This is a genomic window from Pseudomonas sp. SBT1-2 (assembly GCF_028640875.1).
Taxonomy (GTDB): domain Bacteria; phylum Pseudomonadota; class Gammaproteobacteria; order Pseudomonadales; family Pseudomonadaceae; genus Aquipseudomonas; species Aquipseudomonas chlororaphis_I.
The window spans coordinates 37531-61892 of the sequence record NZ_JAQZAA010000066.1 but is presented as its reverse complement, the minus strand read 5'-3'; the positions used below and the strand labels follow the sequence as shown (position 1 = coordinate 61892).

Here is a 24362-nt window from a genome sequence, read left to right as displayed (position 1 = left end):
AGTGTCGAATCTGTTCATGGATACCCTTGCCCAACTGCGAGCCGGTCAATTGGCCGGGCTCAAGCGTCTGGACCTGTCTTGCGGGCTGACCGAATTCCCCCGGGAGATCTTCGACCTGGCGGACTCGCTGGAAGTGCTCAACCTCAGCGGCAACGCCCTGAGCAGCCTGCCGGACGACCTGCACCGCCTGACCCGCCTGCAGGTGCTGTTCTGCTCCGATAACCACTTCACGCAAATGCCGGCCTGCGTCGGCCAGTGCGCGCAACTGAGCATGGTCGGTTTCAAGGCCAACCGGATCGAACGGGTGCCCGCCGCCGCCCTGCCGCCCCTGTTGCGCTGGCTGATCCTCACCGACAACCGCATCGAGGAGCTGCCGGACGAGCTGGGCCAGCGCCCGCACCTGCAAAAGCTGATGCTCTCCGGCAACCGCCTGACCCGGCTGCCCCAGAGCCTCGGCCAATGCCACCGGCTGGAGCTGATCCGCATCGCCGCCAACCGCCTCAGCGCATTGCCGGCCTTCCTGCTGGGCCTGCCATGCCTGACCTGGCTGGCCTATGCCGGCAACCCGCTGGAATCCGAGGCCGACGCGGCGGCGCTGGAGTCAGTGGCGCAGATTCCCTGGGCCGAGCTGGAGTTGCAGCAGCGCCTGGGCGAAGGCGCCTCCGGGGTGATTCACCAGGCCCGCTGGCAGCGCCCCGGACAAGCGTCAGTCGAGGTGGCGGTCAAGCTGTACAAGGGCAGCATGACCAGCGACGGCTCGCCGCTGCATGAAATGAACGCCTGCATCAGCGCCGGCCGGCACCCGAACCTGATCCGGGTCGAAGGCCGGATCAGCGATCATCCCCAAGGGCAGAACGGCCTGGTGATGCAGTTGATCGAGCCGAGCTACCGCAACCTGGCGGCCTTGCCGAGCCTGGCCTCCTGCACCCGCGACATCTACGACGAGAGCAGCCGTTTCAGCGCCGACGCGGCCTTGCGCATGGCCCGCAGCATCGCTTCGGTCGGCGCGCACCTGCACCGCCAGGGCATCACCCACGGCGACCTGTACGGCCATAACATTCTGTGGAACCCGGAGGGCGAGTGCCTGCTGGGGGATTTTGGCGCGGCGTCCTTCCATGCGCTGGCCGACACCGAGGAAACCCGGGCGCTGCAACGCATCGAAGTACGGGCCTTCGGCATTCTGCTGGAGGAGTTGCTGGCAAGGATCGAGTCGGGCCTGAGCCCGCGGCAGCACGAACGCCTGCAAGCGCTGGTCAGCGACTGCTGTCAGCCGCAGGTGCTGGCGCGGCCGGGGTTTGCTGAAGTCGGGGACGTGTTGCGGGGGATTTGAAGAGCATCGCCAGCCAGCTCGCTCCTGCTGGAGCTTGCCGGCTGGCGCAAGAATCGCTTAGGTAGCGCGATTCACCGGGCTGGATTAACCCGCCAGGCCGACGAACATGTCCTGCACGTCGTCATGGTTGTCCAGGCCTTCGAGGAAGGCTTCGACTTCCGCCATCTGCTCGTCGGACAGGCCGCTGACCGGGTTCTTCGGCTGGTAGCCCAGCTTGGCCGACAGCACGGTGAAGCCTTGCTCGGGCAGGGCTTTCTGCACTGCGTCGAGGTCCGCAGGCTCGGTCAGGAACAGGGTCGCGCCCTCTTCGCCCGGCTCGAAATCCTGGGCCCCGGCTTCGATGGCTGCCAGTTCCGGATCGGCGTCCGGGCTGTCCGGCATGGCTTCGATCATGCCAACATGGTTGAAGTCCCAGGACACCGAACCCGAAGCGCCCAGCTGGCCCTTGCGGAAAGCCACGCGGATTTCCGCGACGGTGCGGTTGATGTTGTCAGTCACGCACTCGACGATCAGCGGCACCTGGTGCGGCGCGAAACCTTCGTAGGTCACGCGGTGGTACTGCACGGTCTCGCCGAGCTGGCCCGAACCTTTCTTGATCGCACGCTCCAGGGTCTCGCGGGGCATCGAGGCCTTTTTCGCCTGCTCCACCACCAGACGCAGGTGTGCGTTGGTGGCGACGTCAGCGCCGTTGCGGGCAGCAATGGTGATCTCTTTGACCAGCTTGCCGAAGATCTTGCCCTTGGCGTTGGCTGCTGCTTCTTTGTGTTTAACCTTCCACTGTGCGCCCATTACTCACTCTCTTTGATCTGTGGCGTCGAGTTGGATTTGGCCGACGCGATGGGCAAGTTTATACGGCCTGAAGGCACCAATCGACCAAAAAGTCAGATCCGCGACCACCTGTCCCGCCCCTCAGCCCTTGTCGGCCTTGCCCGCCACGGCGGCGAGCCGGGCCAGGCGCACGTTGCATCGACTGCGCACAGGAGCCGTGTTGGCACGAGGTGACGACCTTTCTCGATAGGCTGCGCGACCGCCCGGCTCGCTCCCTGTAGCCGCTGCCGCAGGCTGCGTTCGGCCCGGAACGGCACGCGCCCTTGAGGCCCCAGGAAGGCCCTGCGGGCCTTATCGCAGCCTGCGGCAGCGGCTACAGGTTCAATGCGTGGGCGCCAGCGCCAGGAAGGCCTGGATCAGGCGCAACTCCCGACGCCGCTCCAGGCAGCCGAGCATGTGCCGGTTCAGCAGCCCCTCGCCGATGATCGGCAGCGCCCGCACCCGCGGGTCGAGGCTGAGTTCCAGCGACGACACCACGCCCACCCCCAACTGCGCCGCCACCGCCTCGGTCACTGCCTCGCGGCTGTCGAGCTCCAGCAGCACCTTGGGGTTGATTCCGGCCTGGGCGCAGGCCGCATCAAAGGTGCGACGGGTAATCGAGCTGGGTTCGCGCAGGACCATGATCACCTGGTCCAGCAGCTCCAGCCGCACGCCCTTAGGCTCGGCCAGCCATGGATGGCCTTGCGGCACCAGCGCGCAGATCCGCGACTCGCCGAGGCTCTGCAGGTGCAGGCCCTTGCGCGGTTCGACCTCGGTCAGCACCGCCACATCGGCATGCTCCGAAAGCAGCGCCGCCAGGGTTTCCTGGGCATTGCCCAGGCGCAGGTTGACGGTAATCCCCGGATAGCGCTCGCGCAGGCTGGCGAGCATCGGCATCACCATATGTGGGCCGTCCGCCGCCACTTCCAGGCGCCCGGTGAGCAGTTGCAGGTTGGCTTCGAGCATGGCCTGGGCCTCTTCGGCCAGGCCGAACAGGGCGCGGGTGATCGCCGCCAGCTTGATGCCCTCTTCCGTCAGTTCGACCCGGCGCGCGGTACGCCGCAGCAGGGTGATCTGGTAGTGCTCCTCCAGCGCCTTGATATGCCCGGTGACCGCCGGCTGGCTGATGAACAGCCGCGCGGCGGCCCGGGTGAAGCTGCCTTCACGGGCCACGGCATCGAATGCGCGCAGTTGGAACAGATTCATATCTATCGGCCTTACTTATGGCTGGCATAACAACAAACAATTTGATTGATAGCGAGGCAAACTGCAATTTAAGCCCCGTAGTTTTTATCCCAAGCGCATCCCATAACGCTTTTGCGAGGACACCCGAATTGAGTACTGCCGCGCCCATCCTGCTCACTCCCGGCCCCCTGACCACTTCGGCCCGTACCCGCCAGGCGATGCTGCTGGACTGGGGTTCATGGGATGACCGTTTCAACCAGCTGACCGCCAGCGTCTGCGAACAATTGCTGGCCATCGTCAACGGCGCCGCCAGCCACCACTGCGTGCCCCTGCAAGGCAGCGGCACCTTCGCCGTGGAAGCCGCCATCGGCACCCTGGTGCCACGCGACGGCAAGGTGCTGGTGCTGATCAACGGCGCCTACGGCAAGCGCCTGGCGAGGATCTGCGAAGTGCTGGGCCGCGATTTCAGCACCTTCGAAACCGCCGAGGACCAGCCCACCGCCGCCGACGTCGATCGCCTGCTGCATGCCGATGCCACCATCAGCCATGTGGCGCTGATCCACTGCGAAACCAGCACCGGGATCCTCAACCCGCTGCCGGACATCGCCCAGGTGGTCGCCGGTCATGGCAAACGCCTGATCATCGACGCCATGAGTTCCTTCGGCGCGCTGCCGATCGATGCCCGGCAGGTGCCGTTCGACGCGCTGATCGCCGCGTCCGGCAAGTGCCTGGAAGGCGTCCCCGGCATGGGCTTCGTCTTCGCCCGCAAGGACGCCCTGGCCGCGGCCGCCGGCAACTCGCACTCGCTGGCCATGGACCTGCACGACCAGCACAGCTACCTGCTCAAGACCGGGCAATGGCGCTTCACGCCGCCGACCCATGTGGTCGCGGCGCTGCACGAAGCCCTGCTGCAATACCACGAAGAAGGCGGCCTGCCGGCGCGCCACCAGCGTTATGCCGCCAACTGCCAGGCGCTGCTCGACGGCATGGTGCAACTGGGCCTGCGCAGCTTCCTGCCGGCGGCGATCCAGGCGCCGATCATCGTCACCTTCCACGCGCCGAAAGATCCGCGCTACCAGTTCAAGGAGTTCTACGAACGGGTCAAGGCCAAGGGTTTTATCCTCTACCCCGGCAAGCTGACCCAGGTCGAAACCTTCCGCGTCGGCTGTATCGGTCATGTCGATCCAGCCGGGATGCGCGCCGCGGTCCAGGCCATCGCCGATGTGCTGCGGGAAATGCAAGTGCTGGATATCTGATCCCGACACACAACCTGTAGGAGCAGGGGGGACGCCTAGTCCTTGCCCGCGATTGCGGGCACCGCGTTCCATCAGGTCAACCTCGTCATCGTTCATCGCGGGCAAACCTCGCGCCTACACAGGTCTTCAACACATGAACTACAACACCCCCAAGCAGCTGCAAGCCGCGATCCTCGACTGGGCCGGCACCGTGGTCGACTTCGGCTCCTTTGCGCCGACCCAGATCTTCGTCGAGGCCTTCGCCGAGTTCGACGTGCAGGTCTCCATCGAAGAAGCCCGTGGCCCGATGGGCATGGGTAAGTGGGACCACATCCGCACCCTGTGCGACCTGCCGCAGGTTGCCGAGCGTTATCGCCAGGTGTTCGGCCGCACCCCGACCGACGACGATGTCACCGCCATCTACCAGCGCTTCATGCCGCTGCAGATCGAAAAGATCGCCGAACATTCGGCGCTGATCCCCGGCGCCCTGGAAACCATCGCCAACCTGCGCCGGCAAGGCATCAGGATCGGTTCCTGCTCCGGCTACCCGAAGCAGGTCATGGACAAGGTGGTGGAACTGGCCGCGGCCAATGGCTACATCGCCGACCATGTGGTGGCCACCGACGAGGTGCCGAACGGCCGCCCTTGGCCGGCCCAGGCCCTGGCCAACGTGATCGCCCTGGGGATCGACGATGTCGCCGCTTGCGTGAAGATCGACGACACCGTGCCGGGCATTCTCGAAGGCCGTCGCGCCGGCATGTGGACTGTGGCCCTGATCTGCTCCGGCAACGCCCTGGGCCTGACCTACGAGGGTTATCGCGCCCTGGGCAGCGACACCCTGGCCAGCGAGCGCCAGCGCATCCACGGGCTGTTCGAGGGTTCGCGGCCGCACTACATGATCGACACCATCAGCGATTTACCGCAGGTGATCGCCGACATCAACCAGCGCCTGGCCAACGGCGAGATGCCCCAAAGCAGCTGATCGGCCATTGGCCTCCCCCGAGCGGCAGCCCGGCATGGAGCTGCCGTTTTTTTACCGGCACTTGCGCAAACCGCGCATTTGCCCCGGGCAGAGCCTCGGAAACAGGATTACAGTTACAGCACTCCGTCGTTAAGAACGGAGGCTACTGACCTGATGAACGAGGAAGGCTCTATGCCCTGGAAGAACTCCGACAACCGTTACAGCACGGTGTCGATTGCATTGCATTGGCTGATGCTGGTGTTGTTGATCGCGGTCTACGCCTGCATCGAATTACGCGGCATTTTTCCCAAGGGCAGCGGTGGCCGGACGCTGATCAAGGAAGCGCACTTCATGCTCGGCCTGACCGTGTTCGTGCTGGTCTGGCTGCGCCTGCTGGCCCGCAGCCTGGGGGTGGCACCGAAGATCCTGCCCACACCGCCAAGCTGGCAGATGCTGCTGTCCAAGCTGATGCACTGGGCCCTGTACCTGTTCATGATCGCCATGCCGATCCTCGGCTGGCTGATCACCAGCGCCGAAGGCCATCAGGTGATGTTCTACGGCATCGACCTGCCGCTGCTGGTGGCTGAAGACAAACAGTTCGCCAAGCAGGTCGAAGGCTGGCACGTGCTGCTGGGCACCGTCGGCTACTGGCTGATCGGGCTGCATGCGGTGGCCGGGCTTTACCACCACTACTTTATGCGCGACAACACCCTGCAACGCATGCTGCCCAAGCGCGGCTAAGCGGCGAAACCCCGGCGGCCCTGCAAGCCGCCGGTATGGACGAAGACCAGGCGGCTGCCGGCGGCAAAGCGCCCGGCCTCCACCTGTTGCTTGAGGGCCAGCAAGGCCTTGCCGGTGTACAGCGGCTCCAGGGGGATGCCGCTGTGGCGTTCAGTCTCTTCGATAAACGCCAGCAGCAGCGGATCGACCTTGGCGAAACCGCCGCGACTGCTGTCGAACAGCTCATAACCCCCGTCCTGCAAGCCCGCCTCCCGCACAATAGCCGCCACCTGTTGCGCGACACCGTGATCGTCCGGCACTGCCAGGGCGCCATACACCGGGTGGGCGCCGGCCTCCCCCAGCACCAGCCCGGCCAGGGTGGTGCCGGTGCCGGCGGCCAGCCACCAGCCGTGATAGTCGTCCCAGCCCAAGGCATTCAACTGGCTGCGCACCTGGTTCACCAGCGGCATGCAGCCGCTGGCCCCGAGCAAGCCGCCACCGCCCTCCGCCACCGGGAACAATTCAGGGTACTGGGCCTGCCAGGGCTGCCAGAAGCCTGGTTCATGCCGCGCTCGGTAGCCGCCGTAACCGAGCCAGTGCAGCTGCATGCCGAAGCCTTGCAGGTCGAGCACGGTGGGCGTGTCCTGCGGATGGCCGCGCAGCAGCCCCACGGTGGCGAAACCGAAACGTTTGCCGGCGGCCGCCAACGCATGCAGGTGATTGGAGTGAGCGCCGCCCAGGCTGATGATGCCCCGGGCGCCGGCGTCACGAGCCGCCGCCAGATGCGGGGCGAGCTTGAACCACTTGTTGCCGGAGATCAGCGGGTCGATCCGGTCCAGGCGCAGGACCGCCACTTCCACCCCGGCGCGGGACAGCCAGTCGAGGGCCAGGGTTTGCAGGGGCGCGCTCGGCAGCCAGTGAAAAGGTCCGAGGCTCATGGGCGGGCTGGAACGGCAGAGGGAAGGCAATGCATCGTGGGCGGGTTCTGGATGATCAAGGCGGCAAGTTTACCAGCCTCAGGGGCGCTATCGCGGGCAAGTCGGATCGCCGCCCACTCGCTCCTACAGACTCATGCTTCTGTAGGAGCGAGGCTTGCCCGCGATGGCGTCGGAACAGACGGCCCCATCCGCAGCCGAAAACGGCGACCTGCCAGACAACAGCCATAAAAAAGCCACCGGGATTCTGCGCAGAATCCCGGTGGCCTTGATTAGCGGTGGATCAGAGTTCCGCGGCCAGGCGCGAGCCCTGGTTGATCGCACGCTTGGCGTCCAGCTCGGCGGCCACGTCGGCGCCACCGATCAGGTGCACGTTCTGCCCGGCGGCCACCAGGCCTTCGTGCAGTTCGCGCAGCGGGTCCTGGCCGGCGCAGATCACGATATTGTCCACCGGCAACACCTGCGGCTCGCCACTCTCGCCGATGCGGATGTGCAGGCCGGCGTCGTCGATCTTCAGGTACTCGACGCTGTTGAGCATCTGCACCTGCTTGTTCTTCAGGCCGGTGCGGTGAATCCAGCCGGTGGTCTTGCCCAGGCCGTCGCCGACCTTGGAGGTCTTGCGCTGCAGCAGGAACACCTGGCGCGCCGGGGCATGACGCTCGGGCTTGATACCGGCGACGCCGCCACGGGCCTCCAGATGCGTGTCGATGCCCCATTCCTTCCAGAACGCTTCACGGTCCTGGCTGGTGGCCACGCCCTGATGCACGAGGAATTCGGAGACGTCGAAGCCAATGCCGCCAGCCCCGATCACCGCCACTTTCTGGCCCACTGGCTTGCGCTGCAGCAGCACGTCCAGGTAGCTCAGGACCTTGGCGTGGTCGACGCCCGGGATCGCCGGCGTGCGCGGGGCGATACCGGTGGCCAGGATGATTTCGTCATAACCGCCGGCCACCAGTTGCTCGACATCGACCCGACGGTTCAGGCACAGCTCGACGTTGGTGGTCTGCAGCTTGCGCTTGAAGTAGCGCAGGGTTTCGAAGAACTCCTCCTTGCCCGGCACGCGCTTGGCGACATTGAACTGGCCGCCGATTTCGCTGGCCGAATCGAACAGCGTCACCTGATGGCCGCGCTCGGCCGCCACGGTCGCGGCGGACAGCCCGGCGGGGCCGGCGCCGACCACGGCGATCTTCTTGATCTGCTGCACCGGCAGGTAGTTGAGTTCGGTCTCGTAGCAGGCCCGCGGGTTCACCAGGCAACTGGTGAGCTTGCCGCCGAAGGTGTGGTCCAGGCAGGCCTGGTTGCAGCCGATGCAGGTGTTGATTTCATCACCACGCCCCGCGGCCGCCTTGTTGACGAACTCCGGGTCGGCGAGGAACGGCCGCGCCATGGAGACCATGTCGGCGTCGCCTTCGGCGAGGATCTGCTCGGCCACTTCCGGAGTGTTGATGCGGTTGGTGGTGATCAGCGGGATGGACACCGAACCGCGCAGCTTGGCCGTGACCTTGCTGAAGGCGGCACGTGGCACCTTGGTGGCGATGGTCGGGATCCGCGCTTCGTGCCAGCCGATACCGGTGTTGATGATGGTCGCGCCGGCCTGCTCGATGGCCTTGGCCAGCTGCACGATTTCTTCCCAGGTGCTGCCGCCTTCCACCAGGTCGAGCATCGACAGGCGGAAGATGATGATGAAGTTCGGGCCTACCGCTTCGCGCACGCGGCGGACGATTTCCACCGGCAGGCGCATGCGGTTTTCGTAGCTGCCGCCCCAGCGGTCGGTACGGTGGTTGGTGTGCGCGGCGAGGAACTGGTTAATGAAGTAGCCTTCGGAGCCCATGATCTCGACGCCGTCGTACTCGGCCTGCTGCGCCAGGGTCGAGCAAGTGACAAAGTCGCGAATCTGCTTCTCGATGCCCTCTTCGTCCAGCTCCTTGGGCTTGAACGGGTTGATCGGCGCCTGGATCGCGCTCGGCGCCACCTGTTTCGGGCTGTAGGCATAACGCCCGGCGTGGAGGATCTGCATGCAGATCTTGCCGCCCGCCTCGTGGACCGCGCGAGTGACGATACGGTGCTTGAGCGCCTCTTCTTCGGTGGTCAGCTTGGCCGCGCCGGAGTACACGCCGCCTTCGTCGTTCGGGCCGATGCCGCCGGTCACCATCAGGCCGACGCCACCGCGGGCACGCTCGGCGAAGTAGGCGGCCATGCGTTCGAAACCGCCGGGCTTTTCTTCCAGGCCGGTGTGCATCGAGCCCATCAGGGTACGGTTGCGCAGGGTGGTAAAGCCCAGGTCCAGCGGGGCCAGCAAATGCGGGTAGTGAGCGGCGGCCATCGGTAACTCCACATCGAACGATCACGGAAAAAATGCGGAAGCTCTGCGGCTCCCGTCGGTCATGTTCGACAGACTAAGAGCAGCCCCCAAGGCGCTCAATGACCGTAACTGACAACTTATTGATCCAAATGCGCAGCCCGCCCTTGGCAATCGTGGACATGGGCCCTACCCTAGTCAGCGAATCCCGCACACGGCTGCCGACTGTCTTCCCATGCGCAAACTTCTTTACTTCACCTTCACCCTGGCCCTGATTGCCGCCCTGACCAGCTACACCCTGTGGACCCGCGAGCGGCCGATCGGTCATTACCTGTCCGACCTGCGTATCCAGCTCGCGGTGGACCAGGGCACCCCTGCCGACCATGGCAACCTGCTGGGCATCCAGCCCGAGCTGTTCCCCACCGATTACCAGAGCCCCGAGCGCCTGCACCGCAAGCTCGCGGCCTACCTGCAACAGGCCCGGGACCGGGGGCTACTGAACGAAAAGACCGTGGTGGTGCTGCCGGAGCACATCGGCACCTGGCTGATGGTCAGCGGCGAGAAAAACGAGCTGTATCAGGCCGCCAGCCTGAAAGAGGCGATGAACTGGCTGGCGGTAAGCAACCCCCTGCCCTTCCTGCGCGCCCTGATCACCGCCAAGGGTGACAATCGCCTGAACGACGCGCACCTGCGGATGAAGGCCAGGAGCATGGCCGAGCAGTACCAGCGGCTGTTCGGCGGCCTGGCCAAGGAATTTGGCATCACTCTGGTGGCGGGCTCCATTGTCCTGCCGGAACCGGTGATCGAAGGCAGTAACCTGCGCATCGGCAGCGGCGCGCTGTACAACACCACCCTGGTCTTCGGCAGCGATGGCCTGCCGATCGGCCAGCCGCAACGCCAGCTGTACCCGACCTTCGACGAGCGCGGCTTTATCCAGGCCAGCGCCGACCAGGCTGTCCAGGTGGTCGACACCCCGGCCGGCCGCCTGGGCGTGCTGATCGGCAGCGACAGCTGGTACCCGGACAACTACCGCAAGCTCAACGCCCAGGGCGCGCAACTGGTGGCGGTCCCGGCCTTCGTCATGGGTCGTGGTGCCTGGGACAGGCCATGGCGCGGCTACAAGAACCTCTCGACCCCAAGCGAGGTCAGCCTCAAGCCTGAAGAAGTCAGCGAAGGCGAGGCCTGGCGCCGCCTGACCCTGACCAGCCGCGCGCCCAGCAGCCTGGCCAGCGCCGGCGTCAGCGTGTTCCTGCGCGGCCAGTTCTGGGATCAGGGCAGCGCCGGGCAAAGCTTCATCAACAGCAACGGCGAGCACTTCGCCGATGGCGATGCCCGTGGCGCGCGTTTGCTGAATATCTGGTTGTAAGTCCATGAAGCCCCAGCCGATGCGCCTCGGAGACCTGTCGGTGGGCTTCGTCCATAGCCTGGCCGACGCCGTGCGCAGCCATGGCCTCGACCCGCAGCCGCTGCTGGAACAATACGGACTGGATGCTGCGCGCCTGGCCGAGGCCGGGGCGCGGTTGTCGATTCCTCGTTACATGCGCCTGGGCCACGCGGCGATTCAACTGACCGGCGATCCGGCGCTGGGGTTGCGCATGGGCCAGCTCAGCCGCCTGAGCCAGGCCGGGCTGGCGGGCGTCACCGCCGCCCAGGCGCCGACCGTACGCGAAGCCGCGCGCTGCCTGACCCGTTTCGAAGCTTTGTATGGCTCGAACTATCGCGGCCAGTCGAGCTTCCATGAAGACGCCGACGGCGCCTGGCTGCGCTTCTATTCCATCAGCCCCTACAACGCCTACAACCGCTTTGTGGTGGATTCGATCCTGGCCGGCTGGCTGCAGCAACTGGGCAGCCTCGGCTCGCCGGTCAAGGCTGAACGCATCGAGATCGAGTTTGTCCAGACCGATTACCGCGAACGCTACAACAGCCTGGGGGATTGCCCGATCCTGTTCGGCGCCGAGCACAATCAGTTGCGCCTGAGCCAGGCCACCCTGGCCCAGCGCAATGTCGAGCACTGCCCCAGTACCTGGCGCCATCTGCTGCAACTCTGTGAACGGGAACTGGAGCAACTGACCCGCACCCGCAGCCTGCGTGAACGCATCACTCAGTTGCTGGGGCCTTTGCTCAATGGTGGCCGGGAGCCCGACCTGGAAGAAGTGGCGGCACGCCTGAAGCTGCCAACCTGGACCCTGCGCCGCAAACTCGCCGAGGAAGGGACGCAGTTTCGCGCCATTCTCAACGACACCCGCCGCGATCTGGCCATGACCTACATTCGCGATACCGAACTGGCCTTCGGGGAAATTGCCTATCTGTTGGGGTTTGCCTCAGCCGAGGCCTTTCAACGCGCCTTCAAGCGCTGGAGCGGCCAGACACCGGGTGAATTTCGTCGCAGCCACCGGCAGTCAGCCTGAAAAAAACGCCACCGGCGTTACAGCTCGGTGGCGTCTTCTGCGGGTTCCAGCGGGTCCAGTTCAAAGGCCTGGAATTCCAGCAGTTCTTCTTGGTAATCGTCCATCGCGGACTCCTTGTGTGTGGCCTGTGGGTGGGGCTTAGGTAACCTGCGTGCTGAGTCGTCTTCTTACTGACTGAGCCGTCAGCATAAAGTGCCGATGTGACAGAAAAAAAACCGTGCGCAATCTCCGTCCCTCAGATGGAACGTAGCAGCTGGCAACGGATTTACCCGCGAGCTGGCAAAGAAATCTTCAGAGAGGACTGGCAACCGCGGGATCGACACCAGGGTCGATCTCGCAGCTATCCGCAGATGCTTACTGTGGCAGTGCCGGAATCGGCTCTGTCGGCGCCGGCAAGGTGCTGGCGGGAGGCGGGGTCACTATCTCGGTGGCCGGCGTCGGCTCGGCAGGTGCGCTCGGTGCGATGGGCGCCGCTTCCGCGGGTGGCGCTAGCGGTTGCGAGAGGTTCGAGGCGGGTGGCGCAACGGGCGAAGTGGCCGGAGTCGGCTCGGCAGCCGGTACAGCAGGCGGTACGACAGGTGCCGGTTGCGGCGTCACGGGCGCCGGGGCTGGTGCTGCGGCAGGCTCCGCGGGCTTGGGTTCGGGCATGCCCAGATCGGTCTTCGGCTTCTCGATGATATGCGCGGCCTTTTTCGCTTCCTGCGGCAGGAACAGCTCCACCAGGGCGAAATAACGCTCGTAGAACTTCGCCGAGGAAACCGTCTCGCTGGCGACCTTGACCATCGAGTCGTCGGTCGAGCCGATCGGCATCGACACCGAACCCAGCACGCCCACCCCCAGGCTCGCCGAGTTGTTGACCTTCTTCAGGGCATAACGGTCTTGCAGGGCATTGGCGAACACCGTGGAGCGGTGATTGGTGCTGCCGTCCTGGGCGCACACCACGCTGAAGCTGATCTCCATGTGGGTTTCGCCCGTCTGCTGGAAGCTCTTGTGACCACTGACCAGTTTCGGATCGCTGCTGGTGATGATGTAGCCCTGGCTGAGCAGGGCGCGACGGGCGGCCTCGCAGGACGCCGTGTCACTCACCGGGTAATTGCGCGAAAAGGTGCCGGAGTCATCGAAGTTTTCATGCTCGTAAATGGCGGTCTTCTGCGACGAACAACCGGCGACGGCCGCCAGCAGCAGCGTCAACCCGGCGGCACGCAGGTGAAATGATCTATGCATCGAAAATCCTGAGGAAAACGGTCCGGGGCGTATTGTGCAACAGTTCGAGGCCACAGGGCGCGCGGATTAGTGTCTTAAGGTGAATACAAGGTTACTGACCACGGTTTGCCGGAAAAAGTCGCGCGCACAGATGATCGATGAACACACGTAGCTTGGCGGCAGTGTGCCGGCTCGCAGGCCAGAGCAGCCAGAAGGTGCCGTTGTGTTCGAGATGCTCGTCCAGCACCCGCTGCAACTCGCCCCGCTCGACCGCTTCGTGAACCATGAAGTCGGGCAGGCAGGCGATCCCCAGGTCGCGCCGTACCGCGTGGTCCAGCGCTTCGATCGAGGTACTGACAAAACGTGTCGGCAGCAGCGGTTCCGGGGCGTCGACCGCTCGTCGCAATGGCCAGTGCTCGATTTTGCCCGTGTTGTGGAAGGTATGCCGCAAGCACCCGTGGTTAGCCAGGTCCGCGGGCGTCTGCGGAACGCCATGCTCGCGAAAGTACTCAGGCGTCCCCACCAGCACCAGGCGGTACTGCCCCAAGGACCGGGCCACCAGCCGTGAGTCACCGGGGCTGCCGGTACGTATCACGGCATCGAACCCCTCTTCCACGACATCCACTATGCGGTCCGTCAGCACGATATCCAGCTCGATCTCCGGATAACGCTGCATGAACTCCACCAACACCGGCATCACCAGGCCATGCACCTGCGGCAGGCTGACCCGCAGCTTGCCCCTCGGAGCATTGGAAGACTTGCACAGATCGAATTCGGCCGCCTCGACCTCGGCGACAATCCGGCGGCAGCGCTCGAGAAAACCTGCACCTTCGGCGGTCAGGGTGATGCTGCGGGTACTGCGATGAAACAGTTGGGTCTCCAGGCGCTCCTCGAGCCGCGCGATGCTCTTGCCGACAGCCGAAGACGATACCCCCAACAACCGCCCCGCCTCGGTAAAACTGCGGGTTTTCGCCACTTGCAGGAAGACTGAGATATTGCTCAACCAGTCCATCGTCAACCTCGCTATTGCGGACATGGATGTCCGATAAGTTCGGAACCTTAGCCTATTTTTCTCTTTATCACAGCGCCCTACCCTCAGCCTCCCTACTTCCTGAAACCTGTAGCGAGCCTGAGACCATGACCGAACCTCTTGCCACCGTCGACATACTGGACATTGAATCCAGACGTCACGACCGACTTCCGCTGAGCGGCCTGCTGGCGCTGGCGACCGCCGGGTTCATCACCATCCTTACCGAAGCCATGCCAGCCGGCCTGTTGCCACAGATGAGCCAGGACCTGGCGGTGTCCCCGGCGCTGGTGGGCCAACTGGTTACGCTGTACGCCATTGGTTCGCTCCTGGCGGCGATCCCGCTGGTGATCCTCACCCAGGGCTGGCGCCGCCGGCCCTTGCTGATGATCGCGATAGGCGGCTTTGCGCTGGTCAACAGTGTCACCGCGTTCTCCACCCAATACAGCCTGATCCTGGTCGCGCGCTTTTTTGCCGGGATATTCGCCGGGCTGCTCTGGGCCCTGCTGGCCGGATATGCCAGCCGCATGGTCGCACCGCACCTGCAAGGCCGGGCCATCGCCGTCGCCATGCTTGGCGCACCGTTGGCGCTGTCCCTGGGAGTGCCGGCGGGCACACTGCTCGGTGCATTGGTCGGCTGGCGGGCCAGCTTTGCCTTGATGACGGTGCTGACTCTGGTTCTGCTCGGCTGGGTGCGCTGGCAGGTGCCGGACTTTCCCGGCCTGCGCAGCGACAAGCGCCTGTCGCTGAAGAGCGTGTTTGCCTTGCCCGGGGTCAAGCCGGTGCTGTTCGTGACCTTCGCTTATGTCCTGGGCCACAACATCCTCTACACCTATATCGCGCCGCTCCTGGAGCCGGCCGGTATCACCGGGCAGATCGACCGGGTGTTGCTGGTATTCGGGTTGACCGCGGTGCTGAGCATCTGGGTCGTCGGCCTGCTGATCGATCGCTGGTTGCGGCGGCTGGTGCTGGTCAGTTGCATCCTGTTCGGCCTCTGTGCACTGCTGCTGGCGCTGCGCCCCGACGCGCCAGCCGCGGTCTACGCCTCAATGGTCCTCTGGGGCTTGTCGTACGGTGGCCTCGGCACCCTGCTGCAGACAGCCCTGGCGAAGACTTCCGGTTCCTCTGCCGACGCCGCGCAGTCGATGCTGGTGACCGCCTGGAACCTGGCCATCGCCGGTGGCGGGCTGGTGGGGGGCGTACTGCTGGAAGGTCCCGGGGTACTGTCGTTTCCCTGGGTGATCATCGGCCTGCTGCTGGTTTGCCTGGTAGTGGTCGTGAACGCCCGCCGCCATGGGTTTCCCGCCATAGGCTGAAAACAAAAACCCCGGCGCGTTGGCCGGGGTCTCTGTTTGTGACTTCAGTCAGGCATCAGAAGCGCTTGATGTCAGCCTGGTTTTCCAACTGCTTGCGGTACGCCGCGAAGTCTTGCTGCCCCATACGCGAGGCGAGGAAGCGGCGGTACTGAGCCTTTTCTTCGTCGCTCGGTGCAGCGGCTTCGTTCACACCATTGAGTTGCAGGACCACCAGGCTGCCGTTCGGCAGGGTCACGCTGCTGAAGGTCGGCTTGTCCTTGGCCGCTGGCTTGGCCATGCGGAACAGAGCCTGCAACACGATCGGCTCGACGCCTTCCTGACCGCGGGTCACTGCTTCGGAAACCTTCCAGTTCTGGCCATCGACTGGCGCCTTCAGCGCCGTCTTGCCTTCGCGCAGGCTGGCGATCAAGGCATCGGCCTTGGCCTTGGCGGCAGCACTGGCGTGCTCCTTGGCCAATTGCGTGCGGATGCTGCTGGCGACGCTTTCCAGCGGCAGTTGCTCTGGCTTGCGATGCTCTTTGGCGCGCAGGACCACTACGGTTTCCGGATCCAGTTCGATGGCGGTGCTGTTGGCACCTTCATCCAGCACTTCAGGGCTGAAAGCAGCCTGAATCACCGCACGGTTGGCAGCGATGCCCTCGCCTCCTTCACGCCCGAATGGAGCAGAAGTGTGCACGGTCAGTTTCAGCTCTTGAGCCGGCTGGGCCAGATCCGAGGCTTCGAACGAGGAGTCTTCCAGTTGCTTGGTCGCCTCGACAAAACGCTGCTCGACCTGCTGGGTTTTCAGCTCGCGGGTCAGCTTGTCTTTCAGGCTGGCGAAGCTCGGCACTTCAGGTGCCTCGACGCCCAGCAGCTTGATCAGGTGGAAACCGAAACCGGTGCGTACCGGCGCCGAAACCTGATCCTTGTTCAAGGCGTACAACGCTTCCTCGAAGGCCGGGTCATAGACGCCAGGGCCGGCATAACCGAGGTCACCACCGTTGTTCGCCGAACCCGGGTCCTGGGAGAACTCCTTGGCCAGCGCCTCGAAGCTTTCGCCCTTGGCCAGGCGCGCCTGGATCTCTTCGATCTTGGCCTTGGCCTGTGCTTCGTTCACCTTGTCGTTCACTTCGATCAGGATGTGTGCGGCACGGCGTTGCTCGGACAGGTTGGCGGTTTCTTTCTGATACAGCGCCTGCAGCTCTTCGTCCTTGACGCTGACCTGATCGAAGAAGGAAGCCTTCTTCAACTCCAGGTAGTCGATGACCACCTGGTCCGGCGACATGAATTCCTTGGCGTGTTCGTCGTAGTAAGCCTTGACCTCGTCGTCGGTCAGCTTGACTGCCGCCGGGTCGGCCTTGATGGTCAGGAAGGCATAATCGCGGGTCTGCTTTTCCAGGCGAGCGAATGCCAGCACCTGTGCATCGGTGACAAAACCGCTGCCAGCCAGACCGGCGCGCACTTGGCCAATCAGCATTTCCTGAGCCAGCATCTGACGGAACTGCATCCGGCTATAACCCAGCTGACGGATCACCTGGTCGAAACGCTCAGGGCTGAACTTGCCGTCCACCAGGAATTCCGGCGTTTGCAGGATCACCTGGTCCAGAGCGGCGTCAGAGAAGGCGAACTTGGAGTTTTCCGCGCCTTGCAGCAGCAGCTTGCGGTCGATCAGACCTTTGAGAGCCGCTTCACGCAGCAGCTTCTCGTCGAGCAAGGAAGCATCGAAATCCTTGCCCAGTTGTTGCATGAGCTGACGGCGTTGCATATCAACCGCCTGGCTCAACTCATTCTGGGTGATTTCTTCACCATTGACCTTGGCCGCGTCCTGACTGGTGGAAGTGGCTTGAAAAATGGCATCGAAACCGGTCAGCGCCATCAGTGCGACGATGACCCCGATAATGGTCTTGGCAATCCAGCCTTGTGAATTGTCCCTGATATTCTGCAGCATGCGTCCCCCAGAAACGGTTGTACTTCAAATTAAGCAACCGTGGAGCGTGGGTAGAGTCCGGATAGAAGAAAGGCGCATCCGAGGATGCGCCTTTCTCGTAACTGGCGAAGCGGACAGAGGTTCGAACCCTCGATCCCCGATGTGACAAACCGGATTTCTAACCGGCTGCCCTACCGCTCCGCTGCCAGGTCGGGAAAGACCCCGACCCGGGTAGGCAAAGGCTTGAAGGAAGCTTAGTTAACGGCTTCTTTCAGTGCTTTACCAGCTTTGAAACCTGGTTTTTTGGCTGCAGCGATTTCCAGCGTCTTACCGGTCTGTGGGTTACGACCAATGCGAGCAGGACGATCGGTAACAGAGAAAGTACCGAAACCAACCAGTACAACGGAGTCGCCAGCCTTAAGAGCGCCAGTGACGGATTCGATTACTGCATCCAGCGCACGGCCAGCAGCAGCTTTCGGGATATCAGCAGATGCAGCGATAGCATCAATCAGTTCCGACTTGTTCACTCTAAGTCCCCTTATATATCTATTTGAGTATGATTCTAAGTTTTTTGGTGAAAGCAAAAACCAGTGCTGAATGGCCTACAGACACTTAAGAGCCGCTTTATAACAAGGGCTCTAAAAAGCTGTCAAGGAAGCCCCCCAGGCTAATGCGTACTAATGCGTGCTAATTCTTTCCTTAGAGTCAGACTCGCGTTTTTCATCCTTTGCAACTATCTCGGGAGCCACATCCGGCAAGGGCTCCGGCGCGTATTGCAGCGCAATTTGGAGGACTTCGTCAATCCATTTAACTGGCTTAATTTGAAGATCCTGCTTGATATTGTCAGGAATTTCCTTCAAATCGCGCACATTTTCTTCTGGAATGATGACAGTCTTGATTCCACCACGATGTGCTGCAAGAAGTTTCTCTTTCAAACCACCGATCGCCAACACTTGGCCACGCAGGGTAATTTCCCCGGTCATGGCCACATCAGCCCGTACCGGAATGCCGGTCAATGCCGAAACCAGGGCCGTGCACATGCCTACGCCAGCACTAGGGCCGTCTTTCGGGGTCGCCCCTTCCGGCATATGGATATGGGTGTCGCGCTTCTCGTGGAAGTCCAGGGGGATCCCCAGGCTCTTCGCACGGCTACGCACCACCGTCAGCGCCGCAGTGATCGACTCGACCATCACGTCACCCAGCGAACCGGTCTTGATCAACTGACCTTTGCCAGGCACCACGGCCGCTTCGATGGTCAGTAGCTCACCACCGACCTGGGTCCAGGCCAGGCCTGTTACCTGACCGATCTGATCCTGCTGCTCGGCCAGGCCATAGCGGAATTTGCGCACGCCGAGGAAATGCTCCAGCAGGTCGGAAGTGACCTTCACCGAGAAGCGTTTTTCAAGCGCATGCTCCTTGACCGCCTTGCGGCAAACCTTGGCAATCTGGCGCTCCAGCCCACGCACACCGGCTTCGCGGGTGTAGTAACGGATGATGTCGCGAATGGCTTCTTCGTCGAATTCCAGCTCGCCCTTCTTCAGGCCGTTGGCCTGAATCTGCTTGGGCGACAGGTATTTGACCGCGATGTTGATCTTCTCATCCTCGGTGTAACCCGGCAGACGAATCACCTCCATCCGGTCCAGCAACGCTGGCGGAATATTCATCGAGTTGGAGGTGCAGAGGAACATCACATCGGAGAGGTCGTAATCGACTTCCAGATAGTGGTCGTTGAAGTTGTGGTTCTGCTCGGGGTCGAGCACTTCGAGCAATGCCGAAGCCGGATCGCCACGCATGTCGCTGCCCATCTTGTCGATTTCATCGAGCAGGAACAGCGGGTTGCGAACGCCCACTTTCGTCATCTTTTGAATCAATCTTCCTGGCATCGAACCGATGTAGGTACGACGATGGCCACGAATTTCCGCCTCATCACGCACGCCGCCGAGGGCCATGCGCACGAATTTACGGTTGGTGGCGTGGGCAATCGACTCCGCCAGGGAGGTTTTACCGACCCCAGGAGGCCCGACCAGGCACAGTACCGGGCCACGAATCTTCTTCACGCGCTTTTGCACGGCGAGGTATTCGAGAATCCGCTCTTTGACTTCTTCCAGGCCATAGTGATCCGCATCGAGGATATCTTCGGCGCGCGCCAGGTCCAGACGAACCTTGCTCTGCGCCTTCCACGGCACCTGAACCAGCCAGTCGATGTAGGAACGCACCACTGTGGCCTCGGCCGACATCGGCGACATTTGCTTGAGCTTGTTCAGCTCGGCCTGGGCCTTGGCCAGGGCGTCCTTTGGCAAGCCGGCGGCGTCGATGCGCTTTTTCAGCTCTTCGACTTCGTTATGACCTTCGTCACCGTCGCCCAGCTCTTTCTGAATGGCCTTCATCTGCTCATTCAGGTAGTACTCGCGCTGGCTGCGCTCCATTTGTTTCTTCACGCGACCGCGAATGCGCTTCTCGACCTGCAACAGATCGATTTCCGCATCCAGCAACGCCAGCACGTGCTCGACACGCGCCGACAGGTCGATGATTTCGAGAATTTCCTGCTTCTGCTCGATTTTCAGCGCCATGTGCGCAGCCATGGTATCTACCAGGCGGCTCGGCTCATCGATGCTGTTGAGGGACGACAGCACTTCGGCAGGGACTTTCTTGCCCAGCTGCACGTACTGCTCGAACTGGGACAACAGACTGCGGACGAAGACTTCCGACTCACGCTCAGGAGCGTCCACCTCGTCAATCAGGGCGACTTCGGCACGGCAGTGGCCATCCACTTCGCTGAAACGCTCCACAGCACCCCGCTGCTCGCCCTCGACCAGTACTTTGACGGTGCCGTCAGGCAACTTGAGCAATTGCAGAACAGTGGCAATGGTACCTACGCGATAGAGTGCATCTTCACCGGGATCATCATCAGCAGGATTTTTCTGAGCCAACAGAAGAATCTGCTTGTCGCCCGTCATCGCGGCCTCGAGGGCTTCGATAGACTTCTCGCGCCCCACGAACAGCGGGATAACCATGTGCGGATAAACCACGACATCACGCAATGGCAAGAGAGGCAATTCGATGGTTGTCTTCATGATTTCGCCTCTACGGCGGCCATAAGGCCGTAAACAGATGGAAGTAAGCTTGAAACCAAGATGGGGGCTGCCTCGAAAAAAAACAAGCTCAAAGACAGTACTTTAAAGGCAGTAAAAGCAAAGGGGCCCGAAGGCCCCTTCTGTCAAACCAGCAGTCCGGCGCTTAGGCGTCCGGGGCCGCCTTGGCAGTCGGCTCACTGTTTTCATAGATATACAGTGGCTTGGACTTACCTTCTATAACGCTTTCGTCGATCACTACTTTACTTACCTCGGACTGCGAGGGGATTTCGTACATAGTGTCGAGCAACACGCCTTCGAGAATCGAACGCAATCCGCGAGCACCAGTCTTACGCTCAAGCGCACGCTTGGCGACCGACTTGAGGGCATCGGTACGGAATTCCAGATCGACGCCTTCCATCTCGAACAACTTGGCATACTGCTTGGTCAAGGCGTTTTTTGGCTCGGTGAGGATCTGGATCAACGCTGCCTCATCCAGCTCGTCCAGGGTCGCAAGAACCGGCAGACGACCCACGAACTCCGGAATCAGGCCGAACTTGACCAGATCGTCCGGTTCGACTTCACGCAGGGATTCGCCGACCTTCTTGCCCTCTTCCTTGCTGCGTACTTCAGCATTGAAGCCGATGCCGCCGCGAGTCGAACGGTTCTGGATAACTTTTTCCAGACCCGAGAACGCACCACCGCAGATGAACAGGATGTTGCGCGTATCGACCTGCAGGAACTCTTGCTGCGGATGCTTGCGACCACCTTGAGGCGGAACGGAAGCCACAGTGCCTTCGATCAGTTTCAACAGGGCCTGCTGCACGCCTTCGCCCGAAACGTCACGGGTAATCGAAGGGTTGTCAGACTTGCGGGAAATCTTGTCGATTTCATCGATATAGACGATGCCCATTTGAGCTTTCTCTACATCGTAATCGCACTTCTGCAGCAGTTTCTGAATGATGTTCTCGACGTCCTCACCCACATAACCGGCTTCGGTCAGGGTGGTGGCGTCGGCAATGGTGAACGGTACATTCAACAGGCGCGCCAGGGTCTCTGCCAACAGAGTCTTGCCCGAACCTGTAGGGCCGATCAGCAAGATGTTGCTCTTGCCCAGTTCGACCTCGTCATTCTTTTTGTCACGTTGGTTGAGGCGCTTGTAGTGGTTGTATACCGCTACCGCCAGAACCTTTTTCGCACGTTCCTGACCAATCACATACTGATCAAGGATGCCGCTGATTTCTTTAGGCGAAGGCAATTTATGCGCGCTGCTTTCGGCCTGTGCTTCCTGCACCTCCTCACGGATGATGTCATTGCACAGGTCGACGCACTCGTCGCAGATAAAGACCGAGGGGCCGGCAATCAATTTGCGTACTTCATGCTGGCTTTTGCCACAGAAGGAGCAATAAAGCAGTTTGCCGTTGTCCTCGCCGTTGCGGGTGTCAGTCATTCGATCGATCCAAATCCGATAGGCTTGCAACACAAGATGAAGGCAATTGCGGGCTTTTTCAAGTCCGCAGGTGGCCGGTTAAACCAACCACCTACATTTGAGTTGCTTAGGCAGGCATTTGACGCTTGGTGATCACAGAGTCGATCAGGCCGTATTCAGCTGCACGCTCTGCGCTCATGAAGTTGTCGCGCTCGGTGTCGCGCTCGATGGTCTCGAGGCTCTGACCGGTGTGATGAGCCAGCAGCGAGTTCAGGCGCGAACGGATGTGCAGGATTTCCTTGGCATGGATGTCGATATCCGAAGCCTGGCCCTGGAAACCGCCCAAAGGCTGGTGAATCATCATCCGCGAGTTAGGCAGGCAGTGACGTTTGCCCGCTGCGCCACCGGCAAGCAGGAAAGCCCCCATGCTGCAGGCCTGGCCGATGCAGATGGTGGAAACGTCCGGCTTGATGAATTGCATGGTGTCGTAGATCGACATACCCGCAGTCACCGAACCGCCTGGCGAGTTGATGTAAAGATGGATGTCCTTGTCCGGGTTTTCCGCTTCAAGGAAGAGCAATTGTGCCGCGACCAGGTTGGCCATGTAGTCTTCTACCGGGCCAATCAGGAAGATCACCCGCTCCTTGAGGAGGCGCGAGTAGATGTCATAGGCGCGTTCGCCACGGGCGGACTGCTCGATAACCATCGGGACCAGGCCGCCTGCGGCCTGGATGTCAGAGCTCTGCTGATAATAAGAATTGCGGGACATGTCCTGCAGTCACTCCCAAATAGTCATGTCTTGAATACGCATAAGCCAGCACGAAGGCTGGCTTATGGTGTGTATTTTCGAACGAGTAAAAAATCAGTCGGCTTGTGGTGCTTCTACCGGCTTGACCGCTTCTTCGTAAGAGACCGATTTGTCGGTCACGCTAGCTTTCTGCAGAACAGTATCCACAACTTGTTCTTCCAGCACAACCGAACGGACTTCGTTCAGTTGCTGCTCGTTCTTGTAGTACCAGGACACGACCTGCTCCGGCTCTTGGTAAGCAGAAGCCATTTCCTGGATCAGCTCACGCACGCGGGCTTCGTCAGGCTTGAGGTCGAATTGCTTGACCACTTCGGCCACGATCAGACCCAGTACGACACGACGCTTGGCTTGTTCTTCGAACAGCTCGGCCGGCAGTTGATCAGGCTTGATGTTGCCACCGAACTGTTGAACGGCCTGAACGCGCAGACGGTTCACTTCGTTGTCCAACAGAGCCTTAGGCACTTCGATCGGGTTGGCAGCCAGCAGGCCGTCCATTACCTGGTTCTTGACCTTGGACTTGATGGCCTGACGCAGTTCACGCTCCATGTTCTTGCGAACTTCGGCACGGAAACCTTCCAGACCGGCTTCCTTGATGCCGAATTGAGCGAAGAACTCTTCGGTCAGTTCTGGCAGCTTAGGCTCGGAAACAGTGTTGACGGTCACGGTGAACTCGGCAGCTTTGCTAGCCAGGTCCAGGTTCTGGTAGTTCTCAGGGAAAGTCAGGTTCAGAACGCGTTCTTCACCAGCTTTGGCGCCGACCAGGCCTTCTTCGAAGCCCGGGATCATGCGGCCGGAACCCAGCACCAGTTGAGTACCCTTGGCGGAACCGCCAGCGAACACTTCACCGTCGACCTTGCCGACGAAATCGATATTCAGTTGGTCTTCGTTTTGAGCGGCACGGTCGGCCACTTCAAAGCGAATGTTCTGCTTGCGCAGGATTTCCAGCATGTTGTCCAGGTCGGCATCAGCCACGTCAGCGCTCAGACGCTCAACGGCGATGGACTCGAAACCGGCAACGGTGAACTCAGGGAACACTTCGAACGTTGCAACGTATTCCAGATCCTTGCCCTTCTCCAGAACCTTTGGCTCAACCGAAGGAGCGCCAGCCGGGTTCAGCTTCTGCTCGACAACAGCTTCGTAGAAGGAAGCTTGGATCACGTCGCCCACAGCTTCTTGACGCGCATCAGCTTCATAACGCTGACGGATCACGCTCATTGGGACTTTGCCAGGACGGAAGCCTGGAATCTTGGCCTTTTGGGCAGTCTGCTGCAGACGCTTGTTGACCTGTGTCTCGATGCGCTCAGCCGGCACGGTGATGCTCATGCGGCGCTCAAGAGCAGAAGTATTTTCAACAGAAACTTGCATGGATATTCCTCGTTGCACAGACGTTAGCCGGCCGTTTCCGACCCCAGAATCAAGGGCATGCATTCTAGTGGGTCAAACTCAAGAAGTCACCCTACTGAAAACGGGTAAAAAAACAGCTGGCGATTTAAAGGCGGGGACCAACGGTTGAGCCTCGCCCTGAGAGCAAATACAGCGAATCAAACCAGGGCCTCTGCACCAACGCTTCTATATATAGAAGGAATGGCGCATCACCTCCCCGATAGCCGGACCAAACCACAGCCCGACCGGTAAACCTTCAGCATTCCAGCGACAAAAGGACGAGTGTTTCGTCGCTTCCTTGGTCCACCACCTGCGACCCGCTGGAAATACAGACTTCTG

19 protein-coding genes are annotated in these 24362 nt (G+C 61.7%); 7 read left to right on the top strand and 12 right to left on the bottom strand.

Annotated elements, in window-relative coordinates; translation table 11 throughout:
• Positions 1 to 16: 16 nt before the first annotated feature.
• A complete protein-coding gene (locus tag PVZ78_RS10430; protein WP_273828649.1) occupies positions 17 to 1330 on the top strand; it encodes a leucine-rich repeat-containing protein kinase family protein in 1314 nt (437 codons plus the stop codon).
• 84 nt (positions 1331 to 1414) lie between these two features.
• On the opposite strand, the gene PVZ78_RS10425 is transcribed toward PVZ78_RS10430, so the two are convergent.
• A complete protein-coding gene (locus PVZ78_RS10425) occupies positions 1415 to 2119 on the bottom strand; it encodes a YebC/PmpR family DNA-binding transcriptional regulator (RefSeq protein ID WP_009049837.1) in 705 nt (234 codons plus the stop codon).
• 360 nt (positions 2120 to 2479) lie between these two features.
• A complete protein-coding gene (locus PVZ78_RS10420; RefSeq protein WP_273828648.1) occupies positions 2480 to 3343 on the bottom strand; it encodes a LysR substrate-binding domain-containing protein in 864 nt (287 codons plus the stop codon).
• Between the two features lie 128 nt (positions 3344 to 3471).
• On the opposite strand from PVZ78_RS10420, the gene PVZ78_RS10415 reads away from it, so the two are divergent.
• The 3 genes from PVZ78_RS10415 to PVZ78_RS10405 all read left to right on the top strand — a co-directional run bounded on the left by PVZ78_RS10415 (position 3472) and on the right by PVZ78_RS10405 (position 6259).
• Complete coding sequence (locus PVZ78_RS10415; protein WP_273828647.1) at positions 3472 to 4578, top strand: 2-aminoethylphosphonate--pyruvate transaminase; 1107 nt, start codon at positions 3472 to 3474, stop codon at positions 4576 to 4578.
• A gap of 133 nt (positions 4579 to 4711) precedes the next feature.
• Positions 4712 to 5539, top strand: a complete 828-nt coding sequence (phnX, locus tag PVZ78_RS10410; RefSeq protein WP_041986309.1) for a phosphonoacetaldehyde hydrolase — start codon at positions 4712 to 4714, stop codon at positions 5537 to 5539.
• Positions 5540 to 5710: 171 nt separating this feature from the next.
• Complete coding sequence (locus PVZ78_RS10405; RefSeq protein WP_009049841.1) at positions 5711 to 6259, top strand: cytochrome b; 549 nt, start codon at positions 5711 to 5713, stop codon at positions 6257 to 6259.
• Here the strand turns inward: PVZ78_RS10405 and PVZ78_RS10400 are convergent.
• On the bottom strand, positions 6256 to 7176 hold the full coding sequence (locus PVZ78_RS10400; RefSeq protein WP_273828646.1) for a 1-aminocyclopropane-1-carboxylate deaminase/D-cysteine desulfhydrase: 921 nt from the start codon (positions 7174 to 7176) through the stop codon (positions 6256 to 6258). The genes PVZ78_RS10405 and PVZ78_RS10400 overlap by 4 nt on opposite strands.
• Positions 7177 to 7456: 280 nt before the next feature.
• A complete protein-coding gene (locus PVZ78_RS10395) occupies positions 7457 to 9496 on the bottom strand; it encodes an NADPH-dependent 2,4-dienoyl-CoA reductase (protein ID WP_009049843.1) in 2040 nt (679 codons plus the stop codon).
• Positions 9497 to 9707: 211 nt separating this feature from the next.
• Here PVZ78_RS10395 and PVZ78_RS10390 point away from each other — a divergent pair, with 211 nt between their 5' ends.
• A complete protein-coding gene (locus tag PVZ78_RS10390; protein ID WP_016701937.1) occupies positions 9708 to 10838 on the top strand; it encodes a carbon-nitrogen hydrolase family protein in 1131 nt (376 codons plus the stop codon).
• Between the two features lie 4 nt (positions 10839 to 10842).
• Positions 10843 to 11880 carry an AraC family transcriptional regulator gene (locus PVZ78_RS10385; RefSeq protein WP_053269488.1) on the top strand — a complete coding sequence of 346 codons (1038 nt, stop codon included), beginning with the start codon at positions 10843 to 10845 and terminating at the stop codon, positions 11878 to 11880.
• 354 nt (positions 11881 to 12234) lie between these two features.
• On the opposite strand, the gene PVZ78_RS10380 is transcribed toward PVZ78_RS10385, so the two are convergent.
• Both PVZ78_RS10380 and PVZ78_RS10375 read right to left on the bottom strand, forming a co-directional pair.
• The gene (locus tag PVZ78_RS10380; protein ID WP_273828645.1) at positions 12235 to 13104 is read right to left on the bottom strand and encodes a DUF2242 domain-containing protein; all 870 of its coding nucleotides are present in this window, start codon (positions 13102 to 13104) and stop codon (positions 12235 to 12237) included.
• 91 nt (positions 13105 to 13195) lie between these two features.
• Positions 13196 to 14095 (bottom strand): LysR family transcriptional regulator, encoded by a 900-nt coding sequence (locus PVZ78_RS10375; protein ID WP_038633698.1) that lies wholly within the window; start codon positions 14093 to 14095, stop codon positions 13196 to 13198.
• Between the two features lie 125 nt (positions 14096 to 14220).
• Between PVZ78_RS10375 and PVZ78_RS10370 the strand changes: the two genes are divergently transcribed.
• Positions 14221 to 15426: an MFS transporter gene (locus tag PVZ78_RS10370; protein ID WP_053269491.1), complete on the top strand. Its 1206-nt coding sequence runs from the start codon at positions 14221 to 14223 to the stop codon at positions 15424 to 15426.
• Positions 15427 to 15481: 55 nt separating this feature from the next.
• Here PVZ78_RS10370 and PVZ78_RS10365 read toward each other — a convergent pair whose 3' ends face one another.
• The 6 genes from PVZ78_RS10365 to tig form a co-directional block, all read right to left on the bottom strand.
• Entirely contained in the window at positions 15482 to 17353 is a 1872-nt protein-coding gene (locus PVZ78_RS10365) for a SurA N-terminal domain-containing protein (RefSeq protein ID WP_273828644.1), read from the bottom strand.
• Positions 17354 to 17586: 233 nt separating this feature from the next.
• Positions 17587 to 17916 carry an HU family DNA-binding protein gene (locus PVZ78_RS10360; RefSeq protein WP_020296819.1) on the bottom strand — a complete coding sequence of 110 codons (330 nt, stop codon included), beginning with the start codon at positions 17914 to 17916 and terminating at the stop codon, positions 17587 to 17589.
• 93 nt (positions 17917 to 18009) lie between these two features.
• Positions 18010 to 20406, bottom strand: coding sequence for an endopeptidase La (gene lon, locus PVZ78_RS10355; protein WP_016701944.1), 2397 nt, complete (start codon positions 20404 to 20406; stop codon positions 18010 to 18012).
• 163 nt (positions 20407 to 20569) lie between these two features.
• Positions 20570 to 21853 carry an ATP-dependent Clp protease ATP-binding subunit ClpX gene (gene clpX / locus PVZ78_RS10350; RefSeq protein WP_007927204.1) on the bottom strand — a complete coding sequence of 428 codons (1284 nt, stop codon included), beginning with the start codon at positions 21851 to 21853 and terminating at the stop codon, positions 20570 to 20572.
• A gap of 106 nt (positions 21854 to 21959) precedes the next feature.
• On the bottom strand, positions 21960 to 22601 hold the full coding sequence (clpP, locus tag PVZ78_RS10345) for an ATP-dependent Clp endopeptidase proteolytic subunit ClpP (protein WP_007927205.1): 642 nt from the start codon (positions 22599 to 22601) through the stop codon (positions 21960 to 21962).
• Positions 22602 to 22694: 93 nt separating this feature from the next.
• Positions 22695 to 24005, bottom strand: coding sequence for a trigger factor (gene tig, locus PVZ78_RS10340; protein WP_009049851.1), 1311 nt, complete (start codon positions 24003 to 24005; stop codon positions 22695 to 22697).
• Positions 24006 to 24362 lie beyond the last annotated feature (357 nt).